General features: G+C 48.2%; 26 protein-coding genes. 15 read left to right on the top strand and 11 right to left on the bottom strand.

What is annotated here, in order from left to right; translation table 11 throughout:
• The 7 genes from AC4MRN_RS10690 to AC4MRN_RS10660 all read right to left on the bottom strand — a co-directional run.
• The coding region (locus AC4MRN_RS10690) for a UDP-N-acetylglucosamine 1-carboxyvinyltransferase (RefSeq protein WP_491203257.1) at positions 1-712 on the bottom strand (712 nt) is incomplete at its 3' end.
• Positions 713-730: 18 nt separating this feature from the next.
• Positions 731-988: a BolA family protein gene (locus tag AC4MRN_RS10685; RefSeq protein WP_073320212.1), complete on the bottom strand. Its 258-nt coding sequence runs from the start codon at positions 986-988 to the stop codon at positions 731-733.
• A gap of 5 nt (positions 989-993) precedes the next feature.
• Positions 994-1,305 (bottom strand): STAS domain-containing protein, encoded by a 312-nt coding sequence (locus AC4MRN_RS10680; protein ID WP_491203256.1) that lies wholly within the window; start codon positions 1,303-1,305, stop codon positions 994-996.
• Complete coding sequence (locus AC4MRN_RS10675; protein ID WP_370240974.1) at positions 1,302-1,973, bottom strand: MlaC/ttg2D family ABC transporter substrate-binding protein; 672 nt, start codon at positions 1,971-1,973, stop codon at positions 1,302-1,304. Before AC4MRN_RS10675 ends, AC4MRN_RS10680 begins: the two co-directional genes overlap by 4 nt.
• Positions 1,974-2,036: 63 nt before the next feature.
• Positions 2,037-2,507, bottom strand: coding sequence for an outer membrane lipid asymmetry maintenance protein MlaD (gene mlaD, locus AC4MRN_RS10670; protein WP_073320218.1), 471 nt, complete (start codon positions 2,505-2,507; stop codon positions 2,037-2,039).
• A gap of 14 nt (positions 2,508-2,521) precedes the next feature.
• The gene (gene mlaE, locus AC4MRN_RS10665; RefSeq protein WP_255052456.1) at positions 2,522-3,298 is read right to left on the bottom strand and encodes a lipid asymmetry maintenance ABC transporter permease subunit MlaE; all 777 of its coding nucleotides are present in this window, start codon (positions 3,296-3,298) and stop codon (positions 2,522-2,524) included.
• Positions 3,295-4,095: an ATP-binding cassette domain-containing protein gene (locus AC4MRN_RS10660; protein WP_073321077.1), complete on the bottom strand. Its 801-nt coding sequence runs from the start codon at positions 4,093-4,095 to the stop codon at positions 3,295-3,297. Before AC4MRN_RS10660 ends, mlaE begins: the two co-directional genes overlap by 4 nt.
• A 596-nt stretch (positions 4,096-4,691) precedes the next feature.
• Here AC4MRN_RS10660 and AC4MRN_RS10655 point away from each other — a divergent pair.
• The 14 genes from AC4MRN_RS10655 (at position 4,692) to AC4MRN_RS10590 (ending at position 16,603) form a co-directional block, all read left to right on the top strand.
• The gene (locus AC4MRN_RS10655) at positions 4,692-5,648 is read left to right on the top strand and encodes a calcium/sodium antiporter (RefSeq protein ID WP_073320225.1); all 957 of its coding nucleotides are present in this window, start codon (positions 4,692-4,694) and stop codon (positions 5,646-5,648) included.
• Positions 5,648-6,625, top strand: coding sequence for a KpsF/GutQ family sugar-phosphate isomerase (locus tag AC4MRN_RS10650; RefSeq protein WP_073320228.1), 978 nt, complete (start codon positions 5,648-5,650; stop codon positions 6,623-6,625). The genes AC4MRN_RS10655 and AC4MRN_RS10650 overlap by 1 nt, the downstream gene beginning before the upstream one ends.
• On the top strand, positions 6,625-7,179 hold the full coding sequence (gene kdsC, locus AC4MRN_RS10645) for a 3-deoxy-manno-octulosonate-8-phosphatase KdsC (RefSeq protein WP_491056532.1): 555 nt from the start codon (positions 6,625-6,627) through the stop codon (positions 7,177-7,179). Before AC4MRN_RS10650 ends, kdsC begins: the two co-directional genes overlap by 1 nt.
• Positions 7,176-7,739: an LPS export ABC transporter periplasmic protein LptC gene (gene lptC, locus AC4MRN_RS10640; RefSeq protein WP_073320233.1), complete on the top strand. Its 564-nt coding sequence runs from the start codon at positions 7,176-7,178 to the stop codon at positions 7,737-7,739. The genes kdsC and lptC overlap by 4 nt, the downstream gene beginning before the upstream one ends.
• Positions 7,708-8,277, top strand: a complete 570-nt coding sequence (gene lptA, locus AC4MRN_RS10635) for a lipopolysaccharide transport periplasmic protein LptA (RefSeq protein ID WP_073320236.1) — start codon at positions 7,708-7,710, stop codon at positions 8,275-8,277. Before lptC ends, lptA begins: the two co-directional genes overlap by 32 nt.
• Positions 8,277-9,002, top strand: a complete 726-nt coding sequence (gene lptB, locus AC4MRN_RS10630) for an LPS export ABC transporter ATP-binding protein (protein WP_073320239.1) — start codon at positions 8,277-8,279, stop codon at positions 9,000-9,002. Before lptA ends, lptB begins: the two co-directional genes overlap by 1 nt.
• Positions 9,003-9,070: 68 nt before the next feature.
• Positions 9,071-10,549, top strand: a complete 1,479-nt coding sequence (locus tag AC4MRN_RS10625) for an RNA polymerase factor sigma-54 (RefSeq protein ID WP_155015763.1) — start codon at positions 9,071-9,073, stop codon at positions 10,547-10,549.
• 24 nt (positions 10,550-10,573) lie between these two features.
• Positions 10,574-10,861 (top strand): ribosome hibernation promoting factor, encoded by a 288-nt coding sequence (hpf, locus tag AC4MRN_RS10620; RefSeq protein WP_073320245.1) that lies wholly within the window; start codon positions 10,574-10,576, stop codon positions 10,859-10,861.
• Positions 10,862-10,873: 12 nt separating this feature from the next.
• Positions 10,874-11,323, top strand: coding sequence for a PTS IIA-like nitrogen regulatory protein PtsN (ptsN, locus tag AC4MRN_RS10615; protein ID WP_255052460.1), 450 nt, complete (start codon positions 10,874-10,876; stop codon positions 11,321-11,323).
• A gap of 30 nt (positions 11,324-11,353) precedes the next feature.
• Positions 11,354-12,199 carry an RNase adapter RapZ gene (gene rapZ, locus AC4MRN_RS10610; RefSeq protein ID WP_073320253.1) on the top strand — a complete coding sequence of 282 codons (846 nt, stop codon included), beginning with the start codon at positions 11,354-11,356 and terminating at the stop codon, positions 12,197-12,199.
• On the top strand, positions 12,199-12,471 hold the full coding sequence (locus tag AC4MRN_RS10605; RefSeq protein ID WP_370240961.1) for an HPr family phosphocarrier protein: 273 nt from the start codon (positions 12,199-12,201) through the stop codon (positions 12,469-12,471). Before rapZ ends, AC4MRN_RS10605 begins: the two co-directional genes overlap by 1 nt.
• 170 nt (positions 12,472-12,641) lie before the next feature.
• Positions 12,642-14,894, top strand: a complete 2,253-nt coding sequence (locus tag AC4MRN_RS10600) for an EAL domain-containing protein (protein WP_491203255.1) — start codon at positions 12,642-12,644, stop codon at positions 14,892-14,894.
• Positions 14,895-15,185: 291 nt separating this feature from the next.
• A complete protein-coding gene (locus AC4MRN_RS10595; RefSeq protein WP_491203254.1) occupies positions 15,186-16,256 on the top strand; it encodes a pyridoxal phosphate-dependent aminotransferase in 1,071 nt (356 codons plus the stop codon).
• A gap of 173 nt (positions 16,257-16,429) precedes the next feature.
• The gene (locus AC4MRN_RS10590; protein WP_155523177.1) at positions 16,430-16,603 is read left to right on the top strand and encodes a hypothetical protein; all 174 of its coding nucleotides are present in this window, start codon (positions 16,430-16,432) and stop codon (positions 16,601-16,603) included.
• Positions 16,604-16,647: 44 nt separating this feature from the next.
• On the opposite strand, the gene yiaA is transcribed toward AC4MRN_RS10590, so the two are convergent.
• Genes yiaA through AC4MRN_RS10575 form a run of 3 tightly spaced genes read right to left on the bottom strand, consistent with a single transcriptional unit; the run spans position 16,648 to position 18,214 of the window.
• Positions 16,648-17,034, bottom strand: coding sequence for an inner membrane protein YiaA (yiaA, locus tag AC4MRN_RS10585; protein ID WP_217653454.1), 387 nt, complete (start codon positions 17,032-17,034; stop codon positions 16,648-16,650).
• Between the two features lie 10 nt (positions 17,035-17,044).
• Positions 17,045-17,845: a DUF2145 domain-containing protein gene (locus AC4MRN_RS10580; RefSeq protein ID WP_491203253.1), complete on the bottom strand. Its 801-nt coding sequence runs from the start codon at positions 17,843-17,845 to the stop codon at positions 17,045-17,047.
• Between the two features lie 24 nt (positions 17,846-17,869).
• Positions 17,870-18,214: a hypothetical protein gene (locus tag AC4MRN_RS10575; RefSeq protein WP_073320271.1), complete on the bottom strand. Its 345-nt coding sequence runs from the start codon at positions 18,212-18,214 to the stop codon at positions 17,870-17,872.
• Positions 18,215-18,330: 116 nt separating this feature from the next.
• Between AC4MRN_RS10575 and AC4MRN_RS10570 the strand changes: the two genes are divergently transcribed.
• Positions 18,331-19,062 carry a helix-turn-helix domain-containing protein gene (locus AC4MRN_RS10570; protein ID WP_073320274.1) on the top strand — a complete coding sequence of 244 codons (732 nt, stop codon included), beginning with the start codon at positions 18,331-18,333 and terminating at the stop codon, positions 19,060-19,062.
• Here AC4MRN_RS10570 and AC4MRN_RS10565 read toward each other — a convergent pair.
• On the bottom strand, positions 19,059-20,996 hold a 1,938-nt coding region (locus AC4MRN_RS10565), incomplete at its 5' end, for a hypothetical protein (protein WP_491203252.1). The two genes, AC4MRN_RS10570 and AC4MRN_RS10565, sit on opposite strands and share 4 nt — an antisense overlap.

The raw sequence follows: 20,996 nt of genomic DNA, 5'->3' as shown, positions 1-20,996 counted from the left end.
CGGTTTCGATACGGTCGGGCAGTACCCGGTAATCGCAACCGTGTAAGGTTTCTACGCCTTGGATTCGAATTTTGTCGCTGCCCGCGCCGGTGATTTTTGCGCCCATGCTGTTCAGGCAATTGGCTAAATCCACAATTTCCGGCTCGCGCGCTGCGTTTTCAATTACAGTTTCACCGTCGGCCAATGCAGCGGCCATCATTAGGTTCTCGGTGGCGCCAACGCTCACAATATCCATAAAGATGCGTGCGCCTTTCAGACGTCCGTCAACGCTGGCTCTAACGTAGCCTTCATCTACCTGGATGTTTGCACCCATTTTTTCCAAACCTGCCAGATGCAGGTTAACCGGGCGCGCACCAATGGCACATCCGCCGGGCAACGATACGTTTGCGGTGCCAAGTCGGGCGAGTAACGGCCCAAGTACTAAAATAGAGGCGCGCATAGTGCGAACCAGTTCGTAGCTTGCTGTGTCACTGCTCAACGTTTCTGCGTGTAGCGTAACGGTATTCTTTTCGTCTTCAACCACGCCTACGCCCAGCTCTTTAAGCAGTGCCACCGTGGTATTGATATCACGCAATGCCGGCACATTCGTGTAGCGGCAGGGCTCAGACGTCAGTAAGCTGGTCATTAACAGCGGCAAAGCGGCATTTTTTGCGCCAGAAATCACCACATCACCGGCCAGTGGCGGGCTTTTTTTAATTATTAGTTTGTCCACAACCTGTTCCTGGAGTGATTACTGAGGAAGATTAAACTGACGCTCGCGTTGCCAGTCTTTTTCGGTAAAGGTTTTAATGGAAACGGCGTGCATAGAGCCGTCTGCAATAAATGGATTAAGGGGTGCGTAAACGAATTGCTGGCGCTTTACGCGACTCATGTCGGCAAAGGCATCGCTAACGGCAATGATGTTAAAGTGCGAACCTTCACCTTTCACGTACACTTCGGCAAGGTTCAGGCTGTCTTTTAAAAGGGTTTCTATTTCTTTGATGTCCATAGACTCTATTGCGATGGTGTGGCGTTCTGCACAGGCAGAAGCGCGTCGATTTCACTGATTTTCGCTAATTTAAGCATTTTTTCAGGAAGGTTGCACAGGGTTATTTTTATCCCTTGCGCACGGCCGTCCCGAATCGCATTAATTGTCCAGGCTAACCCGGCGCTGTCCACCCGCTCAACCTTTGCAAAATCAAAGGTACAGGCGCCAGCCTGACGGTAAGTCTGCTTGTCGCTGCTGCTTAGCTGCGACCACCAGTCTTTGGTCAGGCTTTGGCGATCTAATGCGCCACTGAGGGTGATCAGGGTCCGCTCACTCACGCTTTACTGCCTTTTCCGGAAATATCATCCAGACTCTTCAGTTGCATAGGCTTTTCAATACGCTCGCGCATGATTTCGATTACTTTGTCGATACCTTCAGTACGGATGATTGGCTCGTATTGTCTGATTTCGTTCTGCAGCATGCTAATGCCTTCGGCCACCATGTCATAGGCTTTCCATTCATCGGCTTTGCCGCTCTTGCGAACTTTAAACGCAACACTGATATCCGGACGTTTGCCATCGCGGATCACGGCGCGAATGGTTGCGCTTTTATCGCCGTCAAAGTCCTGCTCAGGCGCGAATATAACTTCCTGTTCGTCATAGTAGCTCAGCGCATCTGCGTAGCTGGTGATCAGGTACTGACGAAATACGCGAATGTACTCAATCAGCTTTTCTTTGTCGGCTTTTTTAAAGTCGAAGTGCTTACCTAATACCTTAAATGCACTGTACTGATAATCAATGTAAGGGAGTAATTCTTCTTCCATGATGGTGCGCAGCAGTTCCGGATTTTCTTTTATCTGCGCTTTGGAATTTTTCATACGCTCAAAAGTACGGTTCCCGACCTGTTCAACCATGGTATAGGGATTACGCGTATCAATTTCAGCCTGCTGTGCAGCGGCGGGTAACACCATCATTAATAAGCAGGTAAAAATAACGCCTAACTTGATTTTCAACTTCACTCTCCTAACTAGATTTCTTGCGACTTACTTAACAGACCGGTTAAGTAAGTATTATTCTTCACTACTGCGGCTGAACAGAAACTGACCGATGAGTTCTTCCAGCACTAATGCCGAACTGGTGTCTTCGATATAGTCACCGTCGGCCAGATTCTCAACCCCATCAATGGTAAATCCGGGTTCAAATCCGATATATTGCTCTCCCAGCAAGCCCGAAGTCAGAATTGACGCCGAACTGGTCTCAGGAAACGCGTTGTATTCAGCCTGAATGGTCAGTTCTACAACCGGACTGTAGTCATCACTGTCCAGTTTAATACTGCTTACACGGCCAATTGTTACGCCACCGACTTTCACGGGTGAACGCACTTTTAATCCGCCAATATTGTCGAATTTGGCATACAGGGTATAAGTATCACCATCAGTTACCACTGTTTGATTGGCGACTTTTAGCGCCAGTAATAACAAGGCGGCAATGGTCATTAATACAAATACGCCGACCATTAATTCCGTTTTATATCGGTTCATTACGTTACTTTCCCCTACTCGATACCAAACATCAGGGCGGTGAGTACAAAGTCCAGCCCCAAAACTGCTAATGATGAGAACACCACGGTTTGCGTGGTGGCCTGACTGATACCTTCGGAAGTTGGTATCGAATCATAACCTTTAAATATGGCAATCCAGGTCACAACTAAGGCAAAGACGAGGCTTTTTATTACCCCATTTATGACATCTTTGTCCCAATCAACCGTTGATTGCATGATTGACCAGTAGCTGCCTGCATCGACACCTAACCAGTCGACGCCAACTAAATGGCCGCCCAAAATACCTACTGCCGAGAAGATTAGTGCCAGCATCGGCATCGACAACATCCCCGCCCAGAAACGCGGTGCTACCACTCTGCGCAGCGGATCAACCGCCATCATTTCTAAACTGCTCAACTGTTCAGTGGCTTTCATTAAGCCAATTTCAGCGGTCAGTGCAGAGCCTGCCCGACCGGCAAACAGTAACGCGGTTACTACGGGGCCCAGTTCGCGAAGTAATGACAACGCCACCATTGGACCAAGGCTGCCTTCAGCACCGTAGTCAGTCAGAATGGTATAGCCTTGCAAGGCCATAACCATGCCAATAAACAAACCTGACACAATAATAATGGCCAGCGACTGCACACCTACCACGTAAACTTGCTTAATGGTCAGTGGAATATTTTTTAAGCTGGGCGGTGCAATCAGCGCACCAAACAACATCAGGCCTGCTCGTCCTGTCGCGCTGACACGGTCAAGCGTAGTGCGCCCGATTTGACGAATCCAATTCAAACCTCTTCTCCCAACATACTTTCCTGTAACGACGGTGCCGGGTAATGGAACGGTACAGGACCATCTGCCTCACCACGCAAAAACTGTTGTACCAACTCAGAGTCGCTGTGTTTAATTTGTTCTGCAGTCCCTTCACCAATAATGCGTTTGTCTGCCAGAATGTATATGTAATCAGCGATAGTCAGTACTTCTGTTACATCGTGGGTTACCACAATACTGGTTAGGTTGAGCGCATCATTTAATTCACGAATGAGTTTAACCAGCACGCCCATAGAGATCGGGTCCTGTCCGGCAAACGGTTCGTCATACATGATGAGATCCGGGTCCAGCGCAATTGCCCTGGCTAATGCAGCACGGCGCGCCATACCACCCGACAGTTCACTGGGCATTAACTGAGCTGCACCTCGCAGTCCTACTGCTTGCAACTTCAACGATACAATAGTCGCAATAACCGACTCTGACAGTTTGGTATGCTCCCGCAACGGGAACGCCACATTATCGAACACCGACATATCGGTAAACAACGCGCCACTTTGAAACAACATGCTCATACGACGGCGGGTCTGATACAACTCGCGGCGCGACATATTCACAATCGAGTCACCATCAAACGTTATATCACCACTGTCGGGCTGCAACTGCCCGCCAATCAACTTTAATAGCGTGGTTTTGCCAATACCACTGGGGCCCATTACCGCAGTAATTTTGCCCTTTGGCACCCGCAATGAGACACCGTCATAGATAACGCGCTCTCCGCGGGAAAAGGTCATATTGTCTACGTTGACTAAATAGTCCATGCTTTTTTGAAATTCCTGTTGCTGACTGACAATGCCCAACGGGCGATTTTCAGTCCAGAGGCCACATCCCGGCCCTTTTGTGGGATTGTACGCTGTTTCGGCGTTATCCTCTAAACACAAATACGTTACAATTTATAACTAACGGGCTTTCCGCAAATTATCGTCTAAACTTGTTATACGGTCTGTATGAAAGATCCGGTTTTCTCATTCGAAATCCTCGAATCAACACAAACCGGCACAGCATACTCATAGCTTACAGTTTACCGGGAAACAAAAGTAAACCGTTAGTCTTCGAACGGCGACAGATCGCCCTACTTACGGTCTACGCCTTTCGTAATCTGTGCTGGCTACACCCGACGGTTAAGCATTAACCGGGAAATGCTGGCGATTTTCGCATTCAACTAAAGTCTATCACAGCCATTCGCAATTACATACATTCATGTAGGTATATATCGTAAATAGATGTAACAGATGGGTAAATTGTCACCACATCTTCCCATAGGACCAGTGAAAGCGAATATTTCTCCCCAGCCAAGCATAGGAATAGCGCTTTTTTTTTGCGAGAATACCCTTTTTAGCGCAATGCAGGACTTAGCGTGGTAACACAAATAGCCATTTTCCTGGTCGGACTCGGAGTACTCAGCTGGAGTGCAGACAAGTTTGTATACGGTGCGTCAGCACTGGCCAAGAACATTGGTATCTCCCCCATGATGATTGGGTTAACCATAGTGGCAATGGGTTCGTCTGCGCCAGAAATAGTGGTTTCTGCGGTCGCCTCTATGAGTGGTAACCCCAATACCGCGGTGGGCAATGCGTTAGGTTCGAACATTACCAACATAGGCCTGGTACTGGGTATCACTGCCCTGATTAAGCCGTTACTGGTGTCGTCTACCACGTTAAAGCGCGAATTCCCGGTGCTACTTGCGGTAAATATTATTGCGGTCTACTTCCTTTACGACGGTGAACTGAGTTCCCGCGAAGGTATCATTCTGATCCTGCTGTTTATTTTCGTGTTAGCCGGCATGGCGTGGATTTCCCTGCTAGTGGAAAAAGGCGACCCCCTGATGTCAGAGACATCCGATGAAATTCCCTCCGAAGTGGAAACGGGTAAAGCCGTAATGTGGATCGGCGTAGGTCTGGTATTATTGCCGCTGAGTGCACAATACATGGTGGACTCAGCCGTGTTTATAGCCCGCTACTTCGGCATAAGCGATTTAATTATTGGCTTAACCATCATTGCGTTGGGTACAAGTTTACCTGAACTGGCCGCCAGTGTGGCAGGCGTACTCAAAGGCGAAGACGACTTAGCGCTGGGCAACGTTATTGGCTCTAATATTTTTAACTTACTGGCGGTGCTGGGAATGCCCGGTCTTATTGCGCCGGGAATTCTGGACGAACAGGCCGCCAACCGCGATGCCTACGTCATGCTGGGTATGACTTTATTGCTGCTTACATTCAGCTTCAATTTCAGGGGTACCCGCCAAATTAATCGCATAGAAGCCACGCTATTAGTGCTAAGCTTTCTGGCGTATCAGTATTGGTTATTCGCATAATGACAACGACAAACGCACAATTTATTGCCTCCGGCAAACAGGTAGTGGATATCGAACTTAACGCTATCGCCGCCCTCAGCAGCAAGCTGGACGAACATTTTGCCAACGCCTGTAATTTGCTTATGCAGTGCAACGGAAAAGTCGTCGTAAGCGGGATGGGGAAATCGGGGCATATTGGCAATAAAATTGCCGCTACGCTGGCCAGTACCGGCACCCCCGCCTTCTTCATGCACCCAGGTGAAGCAAATCACGGCGACCTCGGCATGCTAGCCCCCAACGACGTACTCGTGGCCATTTCCAATTCTGGTGAAACCGGCGAGCTACTGAACCTGCTGCCCGTAGTCAAACGTATGAATGTGCCGGTCATAGCGATAACCAACCGGGCAGACAGCACGTTGGGCAAACACGCTGATGTTGTGCTGGATATTGGCGTCGAGCAGGAAGCCTGTTCACTGGGACTGGCACCGACCACCAGCACCACGGTTACCCTGGTTCTGGGCGACGCACTTGCCGTTGCATTGCTGGATGCCAAAGGCTTCACGTCCGACGACTTTGCGTTATCTCACCCCGGTGGAAGCCTGGGCAGAAAGTTGTTGCTCACCGTAGACGATATTATGCTGAAGGGCGACGAAATCCCGTTGGTAAGCGCCGAAGCGACGATCACACAAGCGTTGCTGGAAATCTCCAAAAAAGGGCTGGGACTTACCGGCATCGTTGACGACAATCGAAGCCTGCTCGGGGTGTTTACCGATGGGGATTTGCGTCGCTTACTGGATGCCAGGGTCGATATTCATACTACCCGGGTAGCCGAGGTCATGACCACCGGTTGTAAAACCTCACAAGCCGGGGAACTTGCTGTCGAAGCCTTGAATCTAATGGAAAACTACAAAATCAGTGCGTTGCTTGTTGTGAATGAACACAAACAGCCTATTGGCGCATTTAATATGCACATGCTGTTAAAAGCCGGAGTGATTTAATGAATACGGTTGATACCCTTTACGGCCCAATGGCACTTAAACAATTTAAGCAATTACGCACGTTGCGACTGCTGGTATGTGATGTAGACGGCGTGTTCTCAGACGGGCGCATCTATCTTGGCAACGACGGTGAAGAACTCAAGGCCTTCCACACCCGCGACGGCTATGGCATAAAGGCATTGATTAACGCCGGTGTTGACGTGGCTGTAATTACCGGCCGTACGTCGGCCATCGTAGCGAATCGAATGAAGTCACTCACCGTTCAGCATATTATCCAGGGCGAGGAAAACAAAACCGATGCCCTTGCTGCTCTCATGAAACAGTTAAATGTAAAACCGCAGGACGTTGCTGCCATTGGCGACGATATGCCCGACACCGGTATGTATCAGCACGCTGCCATTAAAATTGCGGTTAACGACGCGCATCCGCAAGTGAAGCAACAAGCCAACTGGATCACCACGTTACCCGGTGGATTTGGGGCAGTCAGGGAAGTCTGCGACACCATTTTACAAGCCAAAGATAAGCTGAAAGGCATTCTTGGGGCCAGCGTATGAACCGCTTGGGCCTGATCATTGCCAGTTTGTTTATACTGGCGTTGGTGTTGTATTTACCCGGCTTTTTGGAAGAGCCGCCGGTACAGGTGCTGGACGAAGACGCCCGGGCACTCACACCGACATATCAGGCAAGAAACCTGACAACCACCATTTATGACGAACAGGGTAATCGCATTCAGCAGGTTTTCTCGTCGCACATGGAGCATTATCAGTTTTTAGGCTTTGTGCTCTTCCAGGCTCCGCAATATACTATCTACCAGGAGACTAATGAGCCGCCCTGGCAAGTCGTCGCCAGTGAAGGCACATTGTACGACAACAACATGATCCAGTTAGAAAATGATGTGGTGATTGTGAGTAAAAACCCGGAAGACTTTGTGCAACGGGTAGAAACCGATTATCTGGAAATAGATCTGGACAAACAGTCCATGGTGTCAGAAGCTCATGTTGAAATCTCCGGGCCTGACTTTCTTATTCAAAGCAACGGATTAAAAGCCGACCTGCTGAATAAAACATATGAGTTAAACCAACATGTACAAACCACTTATCAGCCTGCTAACTAGCGCGACGCTGGCATTCATTGCAACCAGTGCCACTGCCGAGCAGTCGGATTTTAAAAAGCCGATTGAGCTCAAAGCCGAGTCGCAGTTCTTAGACGGAAAAAACAAAAAGTCCGTTTTTATCGACAATGTACAAATAGTTCAGGGCAGTCTGAACATTCTGGCTGACCGGGTTGAGGTAGAAGCCACCGAAGGAAAAGGAAAAGAGGTTTTTTCCGCTACCGGCAAGCCAGCGGTTTACCGCCAGAAGCTCGATGATGGTCGTACCGTAGAAGCCCGCGCGTTTGAAATTCGCTATGAAGTTAGCAGCCGCACGATTTCCCTGAACGGGCAGGCTGAACTGATTCAGAACAGCTCCGTCGTAAAAGGCGACTCCATTGTGTACAACATGGAAAAAGAGCAGCTTATGGCTAAAGGCGATGGCAGCGGCGATGGCCGGGTTACAACGGTATTCAGTACCGAAACCATTGACGCCATTAAGCAAGACAAAAAGCCCAAGAAGCCAACGCCTGACAACGACGACCAGGAAGAGCCGCGCTAATGGCTACCCTTACTGCTAAACACCTAGCTAAGTCCTATAAATCCCGTCAGGTTGTAAGGGATGTAAGTGTAGAAGTCTCTACTGGCCAGATTGTGGGTTTACTTGGCCCCAACGGTGCAGGTAAAACCACGACCTTTTACATGATTGTGGGTTTGGTACCGCTGGATAAAGGCGATATTCGCATCGGCGATATGGACCTTACACGCCATCCAATGCACGAACGGGCCCGCCACGGTATTGGCTATTTACCGCAGGAAGCGTCGATCTTCCGCAAGCTCAGCGTGTTCGACAACATCATGGCCATTTTGCAAACCCGTAAAGATTTAAATGCAGAGCAACGGCAAAATGAAGCCGATGCCCTGCTTGATGAATTCAATATTAACCATATACGTAATAGTACAGGGATGAGTTTGTCGGGTGGAGAACGCCGCCGTGTAGAGATTGCCCGGGCTCTGGCCGCTAACCCGAAGTTTATTTTACTGGATGAACCCTTTGCAGGTGTTGACCCAATTTCGGTTAATGATATAAAGAAGATCATTCAGCATTTACGCGACCGAGACATCGGTATTTTGATTACCGATCACAACGTGCGCGAAACCCTTGATGTATGTGAAAAAGCGTACATAGTGAGTCAGGGTGAACTTATTGCACAAGGCACCGCTGAACAGGTTTTGAGTAATCAAAAAGTGAAGGATGTATACCTGGGTGAGCAATTCAGGCTATAGTTAAGGTAAACATGAAAAAGCTTGATGCGTTACCCCATCCAATAACAGGGCGTTAAGAAAAGAAGTAGATGAAACCATCTTTACAACTCAAATTTAGTCAACAACTTACCATGACGCCGCAGTTGCAGCAGGCGATTAAACTGCTGCAACTTTCTACGTTGGACTTACAACAGGAAATTCAGGAAGCGCTGGACGCCAACCCGTTGCTGGAAGTTGATGAAGGCAGCGACAACGACACTATCGAAAAGAGCAATCTGGATGCCGACAACGACGTGCAGCCCAGTGCAAGTAGCGAAAGCCTGGATACCAACGAAGCATTAGAAAAAAACGAGCTGCCCGACGAATTACCCATCGACAGCACCTGGGATGAGTACTATTCAGCAGGCTCTGCGCCCGCTCCTGGCCCCGCGTCCAACGACGACGAACAAATTTTCCAGGGTGAAACCACCGACAACATTCAAGACCATTTGCTGTGGCAAATGCGCTTAACACCCTTTAGTGACGTGGATCGCGCTATTGCCATCGCCATCATCGACTCAATCGACGAATCAGGTTATTTAACAGTTAGCCTGGACGATATCCTTCAGAGCGTTAATACTGAAGATGAGATGGAAGAACTGGTTGAATTGGACGAGGTGGAATGTGTCCTTAAACGCATTCAAATGTTCGACCCGATTGGGTCAGGCTCGCGCACGCCTCAGGAATGTTTGCTGGTCCAGCTAAAACAATTCGCAGATGACACCCCCTGGCTGAACGAAGCCAAACTGCTAATCGAAGAATACGCCGACCTGCTTGGCAGCAAAGATTATCGAACCCTTATGCGTAAATCGCGTCTGAAAGAAGACGATTTGCGCGAAGCCATGCGCTTGTTACAAACACTGAACCCGCGTCCCGGCAGTGCCTTGATTACCAAAGAGCCTGAATACGTGATCCCGGATGTGTCGGTAACCAAACGCAATGGCCGTTGGGTAGTTGAACTCAACCCGGACAGTTTACCGAAGCTGAGTGTAAATCAGCAGTATGCGGCCATGAGTCGCCAGGCGAGAAACAGTTCAGATTCACAATTTATACGCTCGCACATGCAAGAAGCAAAATGGTTCATTAAGAGCCTGGAGTCGCGTAACGAAACGCTGATGAAAGTTGCTAATTGTATTGTGCAACAGCAACTTGGCTTTTTTGAGCACGGGCCGGAAATGATGAAGCCCATGGTACTGAATGACGTTGCGGAAATGGTAGACATGCACGAGTCGACCATCTCGCGTGTTACGACTCAAAAATACATGCACACACCGCGTGGTATTTTTGAGTTGAAGTACTTTTTCTCGAGCCACGTTGCCACTGAGTCAGGCGGCGAGTGTTCGTCGACTGCAATCCGTGCATTAATTAAGAAACTGGTTGCCGCAGAAAAACCCAGTAAACCGCTCAGCGATAGCAAGATTGCTCAATTGTTGGCTGATCAAGGCATTAAAGTTGCCCGGCGGACAATAGCAAAATACCGGGAATCACTTTCGATTCCACCGTCTAACCAACGCAAGAGCCTAATTTAGGCCGAAATATAAGGAAGACGAACTATGCAAATTAATCTGACTGGTCATCACGTCGAGATAACCGATTCTTTGCGTAATTATGTTGATACTAAATTCAGTAAGCTGGAGCGACACTTTGATCACATATCCAATGTACATGTGATCCTTAACGTAGAAAAATTGAATCAAAAAGCTGAAGCCACCGTTCACCTCAGTGGTGCAGAAGTGTTTGCTTCGTCTGAAGACTCCGATATGTATGCAGCAATTGATAGCATGGTAGACAAACTGGATCGCCAGGTTATCAAGCATAAGGAAAAACTCAAAAAACATTAAGTCACCAACCTTATGAATATACAAGCGTTAGTGAGCCTGGACCGCACCGAGTGTGCGGTTCAGTGCAATAGCAAGAAGCGAATTCTTGAAATCATCAGCGACATTGCTGCTCAGACAAATCCCGAAGTCGAAAAAGAAGCCGTGCTGAGCGCGCTGCTTGGCCGGGAGAAGGTGGGCAGTACGGGTATTGGCAACGGTATAGCCCTGCCCCACGGTCGCTTACCTGAATTAACCAAAGTCACGGCGGTTGTGGTTACGACTACCCCAGCTATCAACTTCGACGCCATTGACGACAAACCGGTCGATATTTTCTTTGCCATTCTGGTACCTGAAAATCAAACGGAAGGCCACTTGCAGACTTTGGCAACAATCGCAGGTAAACTCAGTCAAAAAGAGATTATTAAAGCTATCCGCGGCGCCGAGACCAAAGAAGAGGTAATCGCAGCTCTGTGTGATGGTTGATACACTGGCTAACAAGGAACCAGGCTACACATGAAACTCATCATCATCAGCGGGCGATCTGGCTCAGGTAAATCCGTCGCATTGCGCGCACTGGAAGATCTGGGCTATTACTGCGTCGACAATATTCCGGTTAACCTGCTTCCGACGCTCACCCATACCGTGGTCGACGAGTACGATCAGGTTGCGGTAAGTATAGACGTGCGTAACCTGCCTAAAGATCCTGACGAGTTGGTCGAAATCCTGGATTATCTGCCGTCGTCCTGGGCTATGACCATCGTGTATATCGACGCCAGCGACGATATATTAGTTAAACGATTCAGCGAAACCCGCCGCCTACACCCGTTAGCCAAACTCAACAAGTCACTGGCTGAAGCGATTCAGGCAGAACGCGAGCTGTTAGCGCCTGTTACCGAGCGCGCAGATTTATACATCGACACCGATAACCTGTCTATCCACCAGCTTGCAGAACTCATCCGCGAGCGTATTCTGGGTAAGAAAAGCTCGCGCCTGGTTATGGTATTCGAATCCTTTGGCTTTAAACACGGTATCCCCAAAGACGCGGATTACGTGTTTGATGCCCGATTCTTACCCAACCCGCATTGGGAGCCCGACTTAAAACACTTAACCGGACTCGATTCACCGGTAGAAGCCTTCCTGGGGTCTCAGCCGATTGTTACCAAGTTTATCTGGCAAATTCAGAATCTGCTGACCACCTGGTTACCGCACCTGGAACGCAACAACCGCAGTTATGTCACCATTGCCATTGGCTGTACTGGCGGACAACACCGCTCGGTATTTGTGGCACAATCACTGGCAAAACTCTTTAGCGATAAACACCCGGACGTACAAATCCGCCATCGGGAGCTCAATCGATAATGCGTATCGAAAAAACACTGACTATTGTAAACAAACTGGGGCTGCACGCACGCGCAGCTACGCAATTAGTGCAGTTGGCTAACCAGTTCAACGCCACCATTACCGTCAAAAAAGGCGACAACGAATGCAACGCCAACAGCGTACTGGGATTGATGATGTTAGAGAGTCATCAGGGCGAACAGGTCGATATTATTTGCGAAGGTGATCAGGCCAGGGAAGCCATGGAAGCCGTTGAAACGCTTATCGTTGGACGTTTTAACGAAGACGAATAACCGCCCTTTTTAACCAGACAATACCTTGACCATTCAGTCCACTTCTTTGTTTTAACAAGAATTTTTTATTCCAAACATGTAATTTTTTACTTCATACAACTCGACAAGTCTCTGTATCTGGGTTAACGTCGTCTAATAAAATATTTATAAAATCCAATAAATTATACGTTGTGGCTAGTCGTATACTCACGTTTTTAAAGCAGTACCTGCTTATCGACGATCAGCATCTTCTGACAACCGATGCTGATGTTTGGAAGCTGAGCGTATTGCGAATTATTCTGCTTATCGGCGTAGTATTAACGTCTACTATTGTTGCGCACTCCTCATACATGGCGTACCAACAACAACTCTACTATGTAATCTGCCTGACCTGCGGTTTCACCTTGATGCTGTGGAGCACGCTTGCCCTAAGCAAACATCAGATTCAATTTGCATCAGCCAGTTTAACCTTCATTATTATTGCAGCCGGGCTTTGCATTCTGTTTTTTACCGTGGACCTGGCGTCCTCGCGGTACGGTCTGTTGTTTTTCTTCACGCTGCCCATAATTTTGCGCCTGTTTTACGGTAATAAGGCAGCGCTGATAGGGATGCTTGTCAACATCATTCCTTTTATCATTCTGCTTAGAAATGAACCCATCGCGCCTTTGTTTGGTGTTGATATCACCTTACCAGACACGCACACTTATCTGAGCGCGCTCATCTTCTTGTTCTTTAATTTTTGTTTGCCTGTTGCCGTTATTCGCGTGATGTCGTCTCTGGAGCAACAGGCGAAATACAATCAAAAACAGAGCTTAAAACTGGAAAAATTAGTTAACCGGTATCAGGAAATTTTTAACAATGGTGGTCTGCCCTCCTTCTTTTGTGATGCTCAGGGCAATATCCTTCAGGCAAACCGAAGTGCACGCCGCTTGATAAAAACGTATTCCAGCGGTTGTACTAATTTATATCAATTGTTTGATTTAAAGACACCATTAATGCCAGGAGTAAAACAACAGGCAACTATTTTTAAGCATCCTGATTGCGTGTTTGAGATCCAACCAGCCAGCCTGGAGCACCATAAGAAACAATTGATTCACTGTTTTGACATTTCAAAGAATGCTGCGAAAGTGAAGCGGTTCGAAGATTTCAAAAAACAACAGTTTACAAAACATTATTTTGACAAACTGACAGGCCTGAAAAATCATCATTACTGGAAGCTTGCCGAAACAAACGACACACTTACCGGCCGCTACTGGGTACTGCTGAAACTCAGCAATCTTCGGGATATTAATACCCAGTACAGTTATAACAACGGCGATCAGTTATTGAGCCAAATAGCGCTACTATTAAAAAGCCAACTTCCGGGAGATGCAGGGTTATACCGTTTTCCCGGAGCCAAGTTTTTTGTCAGTATTACGGTTCCGGCAGATACCACCCCGGTGATCACGGAGTGGATAAAGTCCTTCTTACCAACACACCTTGTACATCGCAGCCTGTCAACTCAGGTATCCCTGCACTGGCATGCAGGCATTTATCCATGTCATAACAAAGCGAAACCCGGCAACGTTTTGGAAGCGTGTACAATTGCATTGAGTCAGGCGAATTATCAAAGGCCTTATGTGGTATTCGACCCCAACAGTGTCACGCAAATTCGGCTACATTCACAACATAAAGACAGGGTAAAGTTCTTAATAGACAACAATCACCTCATTCTTTATCTTCAACCACAGGTCAATCTGAATCAGGCCATTGTAGGCTACGAGGTTCTGGCCAGGCTTACTGATCCTGACAGTTCACAAGTATTACCGCCATCAGACTTCATTCCCATTGTTGAAAAATACCAATGGCATGTGTTGTTTAGCCGGAAACTACTGGAAAAGGTGCTGGCCCTGTTATCAGATTGGCCAACCGGCCTTGCGAATGTTCCCATAGCAATAAATCTATCCGGCCCGGAATTACTCGATGATGTTTTTTTCGAAAAGGTGCTTCGCTATTTTACAGAAAACCCCAGCTTGCGAGATAGTTTGAAGCTGGAGCTGACAGAGACGTCGGTATTATCCAGCCATCTGGAGACAAAACGGCGATTAAACTTACTGGCAAACGTGGGAGCAGTGATCATTATTGATGACTTTGGCACTGGTCATGCGTCACTGTCACAGCTTATTGATATGTCAGCATCTGTACTAAAAATAGACCGTGAATTTGTGAACCAAATTGAACAATCAGAGCGTCACAGGAAAATAGTCAATATCACTTTAGAACTGGCCAAAAGCCTGGCGATGGAAACTATTGCTGAAGGCGTTGAGACACCAGCACAAGCACACTTGTTGCAACAAATGGGGGTACGTATATTTCAGGGGTTCCTGTACGGCAAACCAGCCCCGGTCTCTTATTGGTCAAGCAAAAAAAGTAATCAAAAAGTGCATCAGCTTTTAACAAACTGATGCGTTGATGCAGACTTCCCTATAGTAACCTGTCGTTTTTTTTCTCCCATTCATCTCGCTCAGCGTCTCCTACTCCTAATATCATCTGATTGATTTATATAGGGGTATTGCATTGACCGTGATTAATATTTAATCTGGATATTCCGTATACTTTATAACCCTGAACAGAGCAGCCTTATGAAACGTGAAATGCAAAACTTACCTCCTGTTGATTCCTCACGCCGCAAATGGCTAAAAACTGTCGGAATTGGAGCGGGTGCCGCTGCCTTGTCAGCGTGCGTGGATTCTGGTGTGAAAGAGCTAAGTGCAGCCGGTATGCAAACCGAACACTTTCCTTCGGCCACACCAAACCTGAACGACGGTTTAATCCGTCTGTCTTCTAACGAAAATGCTTTTGGTCCATCAAAGAAAGCAGTAGAAGCCATGCAAGGTGAACTGCTGAACCTGTGCCGTTACTCAGACGCAACGGTAAATGTGCTGGTGAAAAAGATCGCGGCACAGGAAGGCGTATCCGAAGACCAGATTATTGTTACCAACGGGTCGTCTCCCATCCTGTTTGGTTATGCCGACTGGATCACGAAAAACGGCAATAAGCTGGTTACGTCCATGGCTACCTACGAGGGTGTGCCGCGCGGTGCAGAGTTTATGGGTGCCGATGTTACCTATGTGCCTCTCGACGCCAACATGGACTTCGATTTAGATGCTATTGAAGCAGCCGTCACAGACGACACCACCGCCGTCTATATTTGTAATCCAAATAACCCCACTGGCCGCGCCGTAGATGCCGCTAAACTGATGGCATTTGCTAAACGAGTGTCACAGAAAGCGCAGGTGTTCATTGACGAAGCCTATATCGAAATGTCAGATGCTTATCCGTCAAACGTGCAGTCAAAACTGGCTGCAGACGGCTACAACGTGGTGATTTGCCGTACCTTCTCGAAAATTCATGCCATGGCGGGTCAGCGTTTAGGTTATGCCATTATGCCGGCAGACCAAGCCAAGCAAATGGGCCGTATGCTGCGTATGGGTGGCGTGAATTACCTGGGCCTGGTAGCAGGTATGGCTAGCATGGAAGACCTGGAAAACCTCAATACCATGCGTAGTCGCGTGGGTACCGAGCGAGCCAAATTAACAGCAGCAGCCGAAGCCTTAGGACGTCCGTATGCGAAGAACCCTCAGGGTAACTTCATCTACATGGATACTGGCATGCCGCACGATGAATTCGCGACGAAGATGCGAGCTTTAGGTGTGAAAGTCGTTGGTCGTACCTGGCCGGGTTACGATACCTGGTCCCGTATCAGTGTAGGCACACCAGAAGAAACCGATGCCTGTGTGAATGCACTAAAAGCCGTCTACGCTTAAATTTCGGCACTTTCAGCTATTCTCATTAGTTTTTAACACCCCACAACCTGACAGGTTGATGGGGTGTTTTTAACATTCTAATTATTTTTCCAGATTACCTTCATCGAATAGTTTCGTTTTAACGAATCAAATGTCTGCGTCATACTTCTCTTCATTGAAAAGAGGAGTCCATTATGAAACCTGCAACCTGGGTGATTACCGGCCTGTTTATCGCCGCTTTTGCTATTACTTATTCGCTGACTGCCAGCACACCGCTAAGCCTGTCAATGGCTGGTGCGTTATCGCTATTCCAGCTCGGCATGTATTGGGTATTGGCTGATTTGCAATTTGCCAGTTCAACACAATAAAAAACGGCTGGCACAAGGTGCCAGCCGCTTTTGTTCGATTAGATTTAGTCAGTAACTTCAGCGCTGTCCCGCACGTTTTTTTGCACCGCGATAGCGGCAAACAAACTTAACGTATACGCCATGCCAAAGAAACCTTTCTCACTAAGTAATAAGTCCGCGTTGATTAGGCCAATCACCAGCAGTGCAATACCGGCCACGGTAGCAGCGACACACGCCACCATATAAGGCTTGGTCACCATAATGCCTGCCAGTTTGTCGCGAATACTTTTTTGCAGTGACACGACACCAAACAGCCCCAGCAGTAATACGGCAAAATAATAGCCTTTTTCGTTTAACATCATGGTGGCGTTGTATAAGCCCACCAGATATGCCAGAGAACCGGTTGCAAGTGCCACGCCTGAGGCAATACTAAACGCTTTGGTTGGTTTCATTGTGCTGTCCTTATAAAGTAATGGTTGAGCCATCGGGCTGCATGATCACAGCTTGCTCTGTCAGGCCATATTGCTGCATATAACGTTGCAGGCTGCCAAAGGTAGCGGTAGCCACTTTTCCTTTGTGGTCGTTCAGGGTAATGCCGTCTGAAAACAGGCCACCCAGTGTCAGTTTGAAACGGCTCAGATTCACAGGTTGAGGCTTAAAATACGCCTGATTATTGCTTTTTATGCGGTCCGGATTGTCGGTTTGATAAATAGCCGCCTGTAACACGTCTAAGGTAAATTCCGTACAGTTCTGGCGATAGCGATTGTGCGGATTCGCCACCACTGAATAATGCGGGTTGTGCAGGGCTTTGTGTTTACCTGATGCAATCAGTGACACTAACTTTTGCTGAATTGCCGGTGTCGGAATGATGATCCCGGCTTTCATGGCTTTCGCAGCCCAGAAGAAATCAACCGGGTAATCGACAATAATGTCGCTGCGCCCTGGTTCCTTGGCACGCTGATACAAGTTGTGGATGGCGTATCCCTGCACTACCTCGCCATTGTCCAACTGAATGTCGGAGTACACTGCTATGGCGACATGGGTAAACCTAATGCCTTTGGGCAAGTCCTTATCCGGACGCCCCTGACGGCCAATAATAAAAGCATATGCCTGTTGTTGCGCAGCATAGTGCTCAACCTGCTTTGCAAAATCAATGACCTCTTCCGGTGCGAATAACGCTTCTCCGGTAGCCTGACTACCCGCGTTAGCTGTCTGGCTAAGCAGTATCGTCAGGCTGGAAATGATAATAATCAGATAACGCATGGTATGCTCCCGTTAGTGCCTGAATTACGGCTTTACAACCGTTTGTTCAACCACTACCTCTGACGGAGGCGGGTCACGGGTAATGACTTTGGTGGTGATTACCAGCGGCTTTTTCTCTTTGTGCTGGTGACTTTGATGCAACGAATCCGCAGCCTTATCGGCGACACTGGCAACAGTGACTACGGCAGCCGCACTCACCACGACGGGTACAGCCACCACTGCACTGGCTACACTTGCGCCTACCGAAGCCCCTTCCACGCTGGCTAGCACGCTGTGTTTACTGGCTTGCGCACTGTGATCAACCGAATCATCGGCAACAACAGGACTGGCTAACATTGCGATTAATACACCTGTAACTAACTTTTTCATTGCGAGTTTCCTTGTTTGCTTGAATGCCTAATCAAACTAGCCACAAGTACAAATATTGTAAACTCACTATAAAAATGTAGTATCTTTTACCACCCTAGGTATCAATTTTTAATACTATGAGCCAAATTAAGCAACTTACCCTAACGTTAAAGCAACTGCTTCGGGAACATGATCTGACTTACCGTGACATTGCGGACGCCCTTGCATTGAGCGAAGCCAGTATTAAACGGTGTTTCTCTCAACAGAGTTTTACATTGGAAAGACTGGAGCAAATTACCGATATTATGGGCATGACACTCAGCGATGTGTTTGTATTAATGGCACAGCAGCAGCAAAAAGTGTCGCAACTTACGGAATCTCAGGAGCAACAATTATTAGAAAATCCCAAATTGTTGCTGGCTGCGGTGTGTGTGCGGGACGGCTGGCAGTTCGATGAGCTAATCGCTCACTACGATATCAGTGAGCACGAAGCAATCCAGCTATTTGCAAAGCTGGATCGTTTGCGGCTAATAGAACTGCACCCAGGCAACCGCTACCGTTTGCTTATTGCTCAGGATTTCCGGTGGATCCCCGGCGGGCCGTTGGAGCGGTTTATGGAACAGGAAGTCATGGTTAAATTTATGGCGCCGAAAAAGAACGAGCCCTGGACGTTTCGCTTTTACTTACGTGGGCGTTATTCGCAATCGTCGGTAGAGATTTTGCAGCGCCGCCTGAATCAAATAACCCGGGAAGCCGCAGAGCTAAACGAAGAGGACGCCAGGCTGCCTATTGCAGAGCGCACGCACATGGGGTTATTAATGGCAATGCGTCCCTGGGAGCCCTCTTTGTTCGAGGCCATGCGCCGCTAATCGCGGTTATTGACCTCGGCCACCAGGGCAATAATATCGTTGTGGTAATTATCGGCGACTTTGTACTCCCGGTAGCCCTTGGACACCGCATACCCCATGGTGAATTCCACACCTTCAATGCTGTAGAGACCAGCACCTTGCCTGCCGTTTTCCAGTTGCGTCACTTCCCCGGGTAACGTCAGTGTGTCGCCAACCTGCCAGGGAGCGTTTTGACATGCGCCAACAACTTTGCCGCTGCGCTCAATGTACACAGCGATGCGTTTGCCTTCGCTGCCCGCTACCACGTCGTTCAACATATCCTGAAACTGCGGCGTGCTGTCGAACACCAGGCCTATTCCGCCCAACAGCGTACTCTGCTGTTGAATCGCCGCATTGTAGATATACGTATGCTGGTTGTTGTAATACGGGCTAGGTACAAACTCTGATACACAATACTGCTGTGGTGAATTCAACGTTTTAACCCCCTGCCAATGGCTGTCTGCATGGGCCGTCTCACCGATACGAGCAGCAAAATCCGGGTTAGACGCAGCAACTATGTTGCCCTGATTGTCGTAAAGGTAGATACAGGTATAAACGGTGTAGAGGTCGTTAATGTAAACCAGAATGTCGCCTAACATTTGCTGGGCATCGTCAGATTGATGCGCTGAATCAATCATTTCAATAAACTTCGAAGTCAGTGCCCACCACCGGCAATCGTTGGCACGCTCATAGAGATTGCGATCCATAATGTCGATGGCCAGTGCCGCGTCAAAACTCAGGTCGTTAAAATGCGTGCTCAGCGCGGTACTCATTAACTGACTCACCGAATCGCTGAAAATGGTCTGCATCTGACGGCCAATTTTACGGATCTCTTCCAGAATGGGAATAAACTCGTCGGCATCACTGCGGGCTGCTGCTATGCGCCCGTTGAGCACCACCAAATCCAAATCGTCGGTGACGATTTTCGAACGTCGCTGGATCCCTTTTAATGTGGGAGAAAAACCATTCCAACGTTTGCTGTCAATCACTTCAGCTTCAGCGTCTGCAGACGTGTCTTTAACCGGCACTAACGGCAATAAAACACAACCTTGCCATCCCAGTCCCATGTATCCCTGATAACCCCGGGTTTTTGCTCTGGTCACCAGATACCGACGGTTGTCCAGCGTCAACATTTGATTATCACCATTGAGCGCCAGCGCCGTATCTCTGGCTAGCAAATGCGGCTGACTCGACACCAGTACATTCCCTTTGTTGTCCAGCAAAGCCAGAATAGCCTGATTGTTTTGCCCGAGATCGCCGAATAATGCTGCCATTTCGTCTTCTAATTTAAAGCTCAGACACAACACGCCGAGTATATGACCGCCATCTTGTTCTGGTGCCCTGATCGGCGCTAAAAATAATGACGACAGCGGTTGGTTTGGACGTAAACAGGAATACCGGCACAATTCATAGTAGGGCTCACTGCCTTTCAACACGTCGCTGATGATAGGGTCGGCCGTGTCTGTCACCGGATTTAGTGTATCCAATTGCGCTGTCACGTCCCCATTAACATCGATAAGCAGGATGTCATCGTACACCGTGTATTTGGCTGCGTATTCCTGTAGTCGCGCCTGTATCTCACTTCGCTCATAGTCACTGCGGGAAGGCTGCGAAAGATAGTTTGTTAAATCAACATCGGTGGCCAGGAAGCCCACATCCGCTGTACGCTCGAACAAATTTCGATTGGGAATATCGACGATCACCTGGGCAATTGCAGCGTTTCTGCGATGTTGCTGTAGCAATTGTTCCGACAGCAGGTTTTCAATCAGCACCGCCTGAAGTTCTGCAAACTCCGCTTTTGTCTCAAGCATGTTCACCAATAAGCTTTGAGGTACGTTCAAGCTGTTGATTTTGCCAATCAGTGCGACTTTATCCCACCAGGTATTCAAACTCCCCAAATTGACCTGGTGCTGATT

The sequence above is a fragment of the Marisediminitalea sp. genome (assembly GCF_984433645.1).
The sequence above is the reverse complement of the archived record's forward strand: the minus strand, read 5'-3'. Positions and strand labels throughout refer to the sequence as shown.

Excerpts from the sequence above, each read along its gene's own strand:
- lptB (WP_073320239.1), top strand. The coding sequence starts at position 8,277 with ATGGCTACCCTTACTGCTAAACACCTAGCTAAGTCCTATAAATCCCGT.
- AC4MRN_RS10605 (WP_370240961.1), top strand. The coding sequence starts at position 12,199 with ATGCGTATCGAAAAAACACTGACTATTGTAAACAAACTGGGGCTGCAC.
- ptsN (WP_255052460.1), top strand. The coding sequence starts at position 10,874 with ATGAATATACAAGCGTTAGTGAGCCTGGACCGCACCGAGTGTGCGGTT.
- AC4MRN_RS10570 (WP_073320274.1), top strand. The coding sequence starts at position 18,331 with ATGAGCCAAATTAAGCAACTTACCCTAACGTTAAAGCAACTGCTTCGG.
- AC4MRN_RS10590 (WP_155523177.1), top strand. The coding sequence starts at position 16,430 with ATGAAACCTGCAACCTGGGTGATTACCGGCCTGTTTATCGCCGCTTTT.
- hpf (WP_073320245.1), top strand. The coding sequence starts at position 10,574 with ATGCAAATTAATCTGACTGGTCATCACGTCGAGATAACCGATTCTTTG.
- kdsC (WP_491056532.1), top strand. The coding sequence starts at position 6,625 with ATGAATACGGTTGATACCCTTTACGGCCCAATGGCACTTAAACAATTT.
- AC4MRN_RS10580 (WP_491203253.1), bottom strand. The coding sequence starts at position 17,845 with ATGCGTTATCTGATTATTATCATTTCCAGCCTGACGATACTGCTTAGC.
- yiaA (WP_217653454.1), bottom strand. The coding sequence starts at position 17,034 with ATGAAACCAACCAAAGCGTTTAGTATTGCCTCAGGCGTGGCACTTGCA.
- AC4MRN_RS10575 (WP_073320271.1), bottom strand. The coding sequence starts at position 18,214 with ATGAAAAAGTTAGTTACAGGTGTATTAATCGCAATGTTAGCCAGTCCT.
- AC4MRN_RS10625 (WP_155015763.1), top strand. The coding sequence starts at position 9,071 with ATGAAACCATCTTTACAACTCAAATTTAGTCAACAACTTACCATGACG.
- mlaD (WP_073320218.1), bottom strand. The coding sequence starts at position 2,507 with ATGAACCGATATAAAACGGAATTAATGGTCGGCGTATTTGTATTAATG.
- lptC (WP_073320233.1), top strand. The coding sequence starts at position 7,176 with ATGAACCGCTTGGGCCTGATCATTGCCAGTTTGTTTATACTGGCGTTG.
- AC4MRN_RS10685 (WP_073320212.1), bottom strand. The coding sequence starts at position 988 with ATGGACATCAAAGAAATAGAAACCCTTTTAAAAGACAGCCTGAACCTT.
- rapZ (WP_073320253.1), top strand. The coding sequence starts at position 11,354 with ATGAAACTCATCATCATCAGCGGGCGATCTGGCTCAGGTAAATCCGTC.
- lptA (WP_073320236.1), top strand. The coding sequence starts at position 7,708 with ATGTACAAACCACTTATCAGCCTGCTAACTAGCGCGACGCTGGCATTC.
- AC4MRN_RS10650 (WP_073320228.1), top strand. The coding sequence starts at position 5,648 with ATGACAACGACAAACGCACAATTTATTGCCTCCGGCAAACAGGTAGTG.
- AC4MRN_RS10660 (WP_073321077.1), bottom strand. The coding sequence starts at position 4,095 with ATGGACTATTTAGTCAACGTAGACAATATGACCTTTTCCCGCGGAGAG.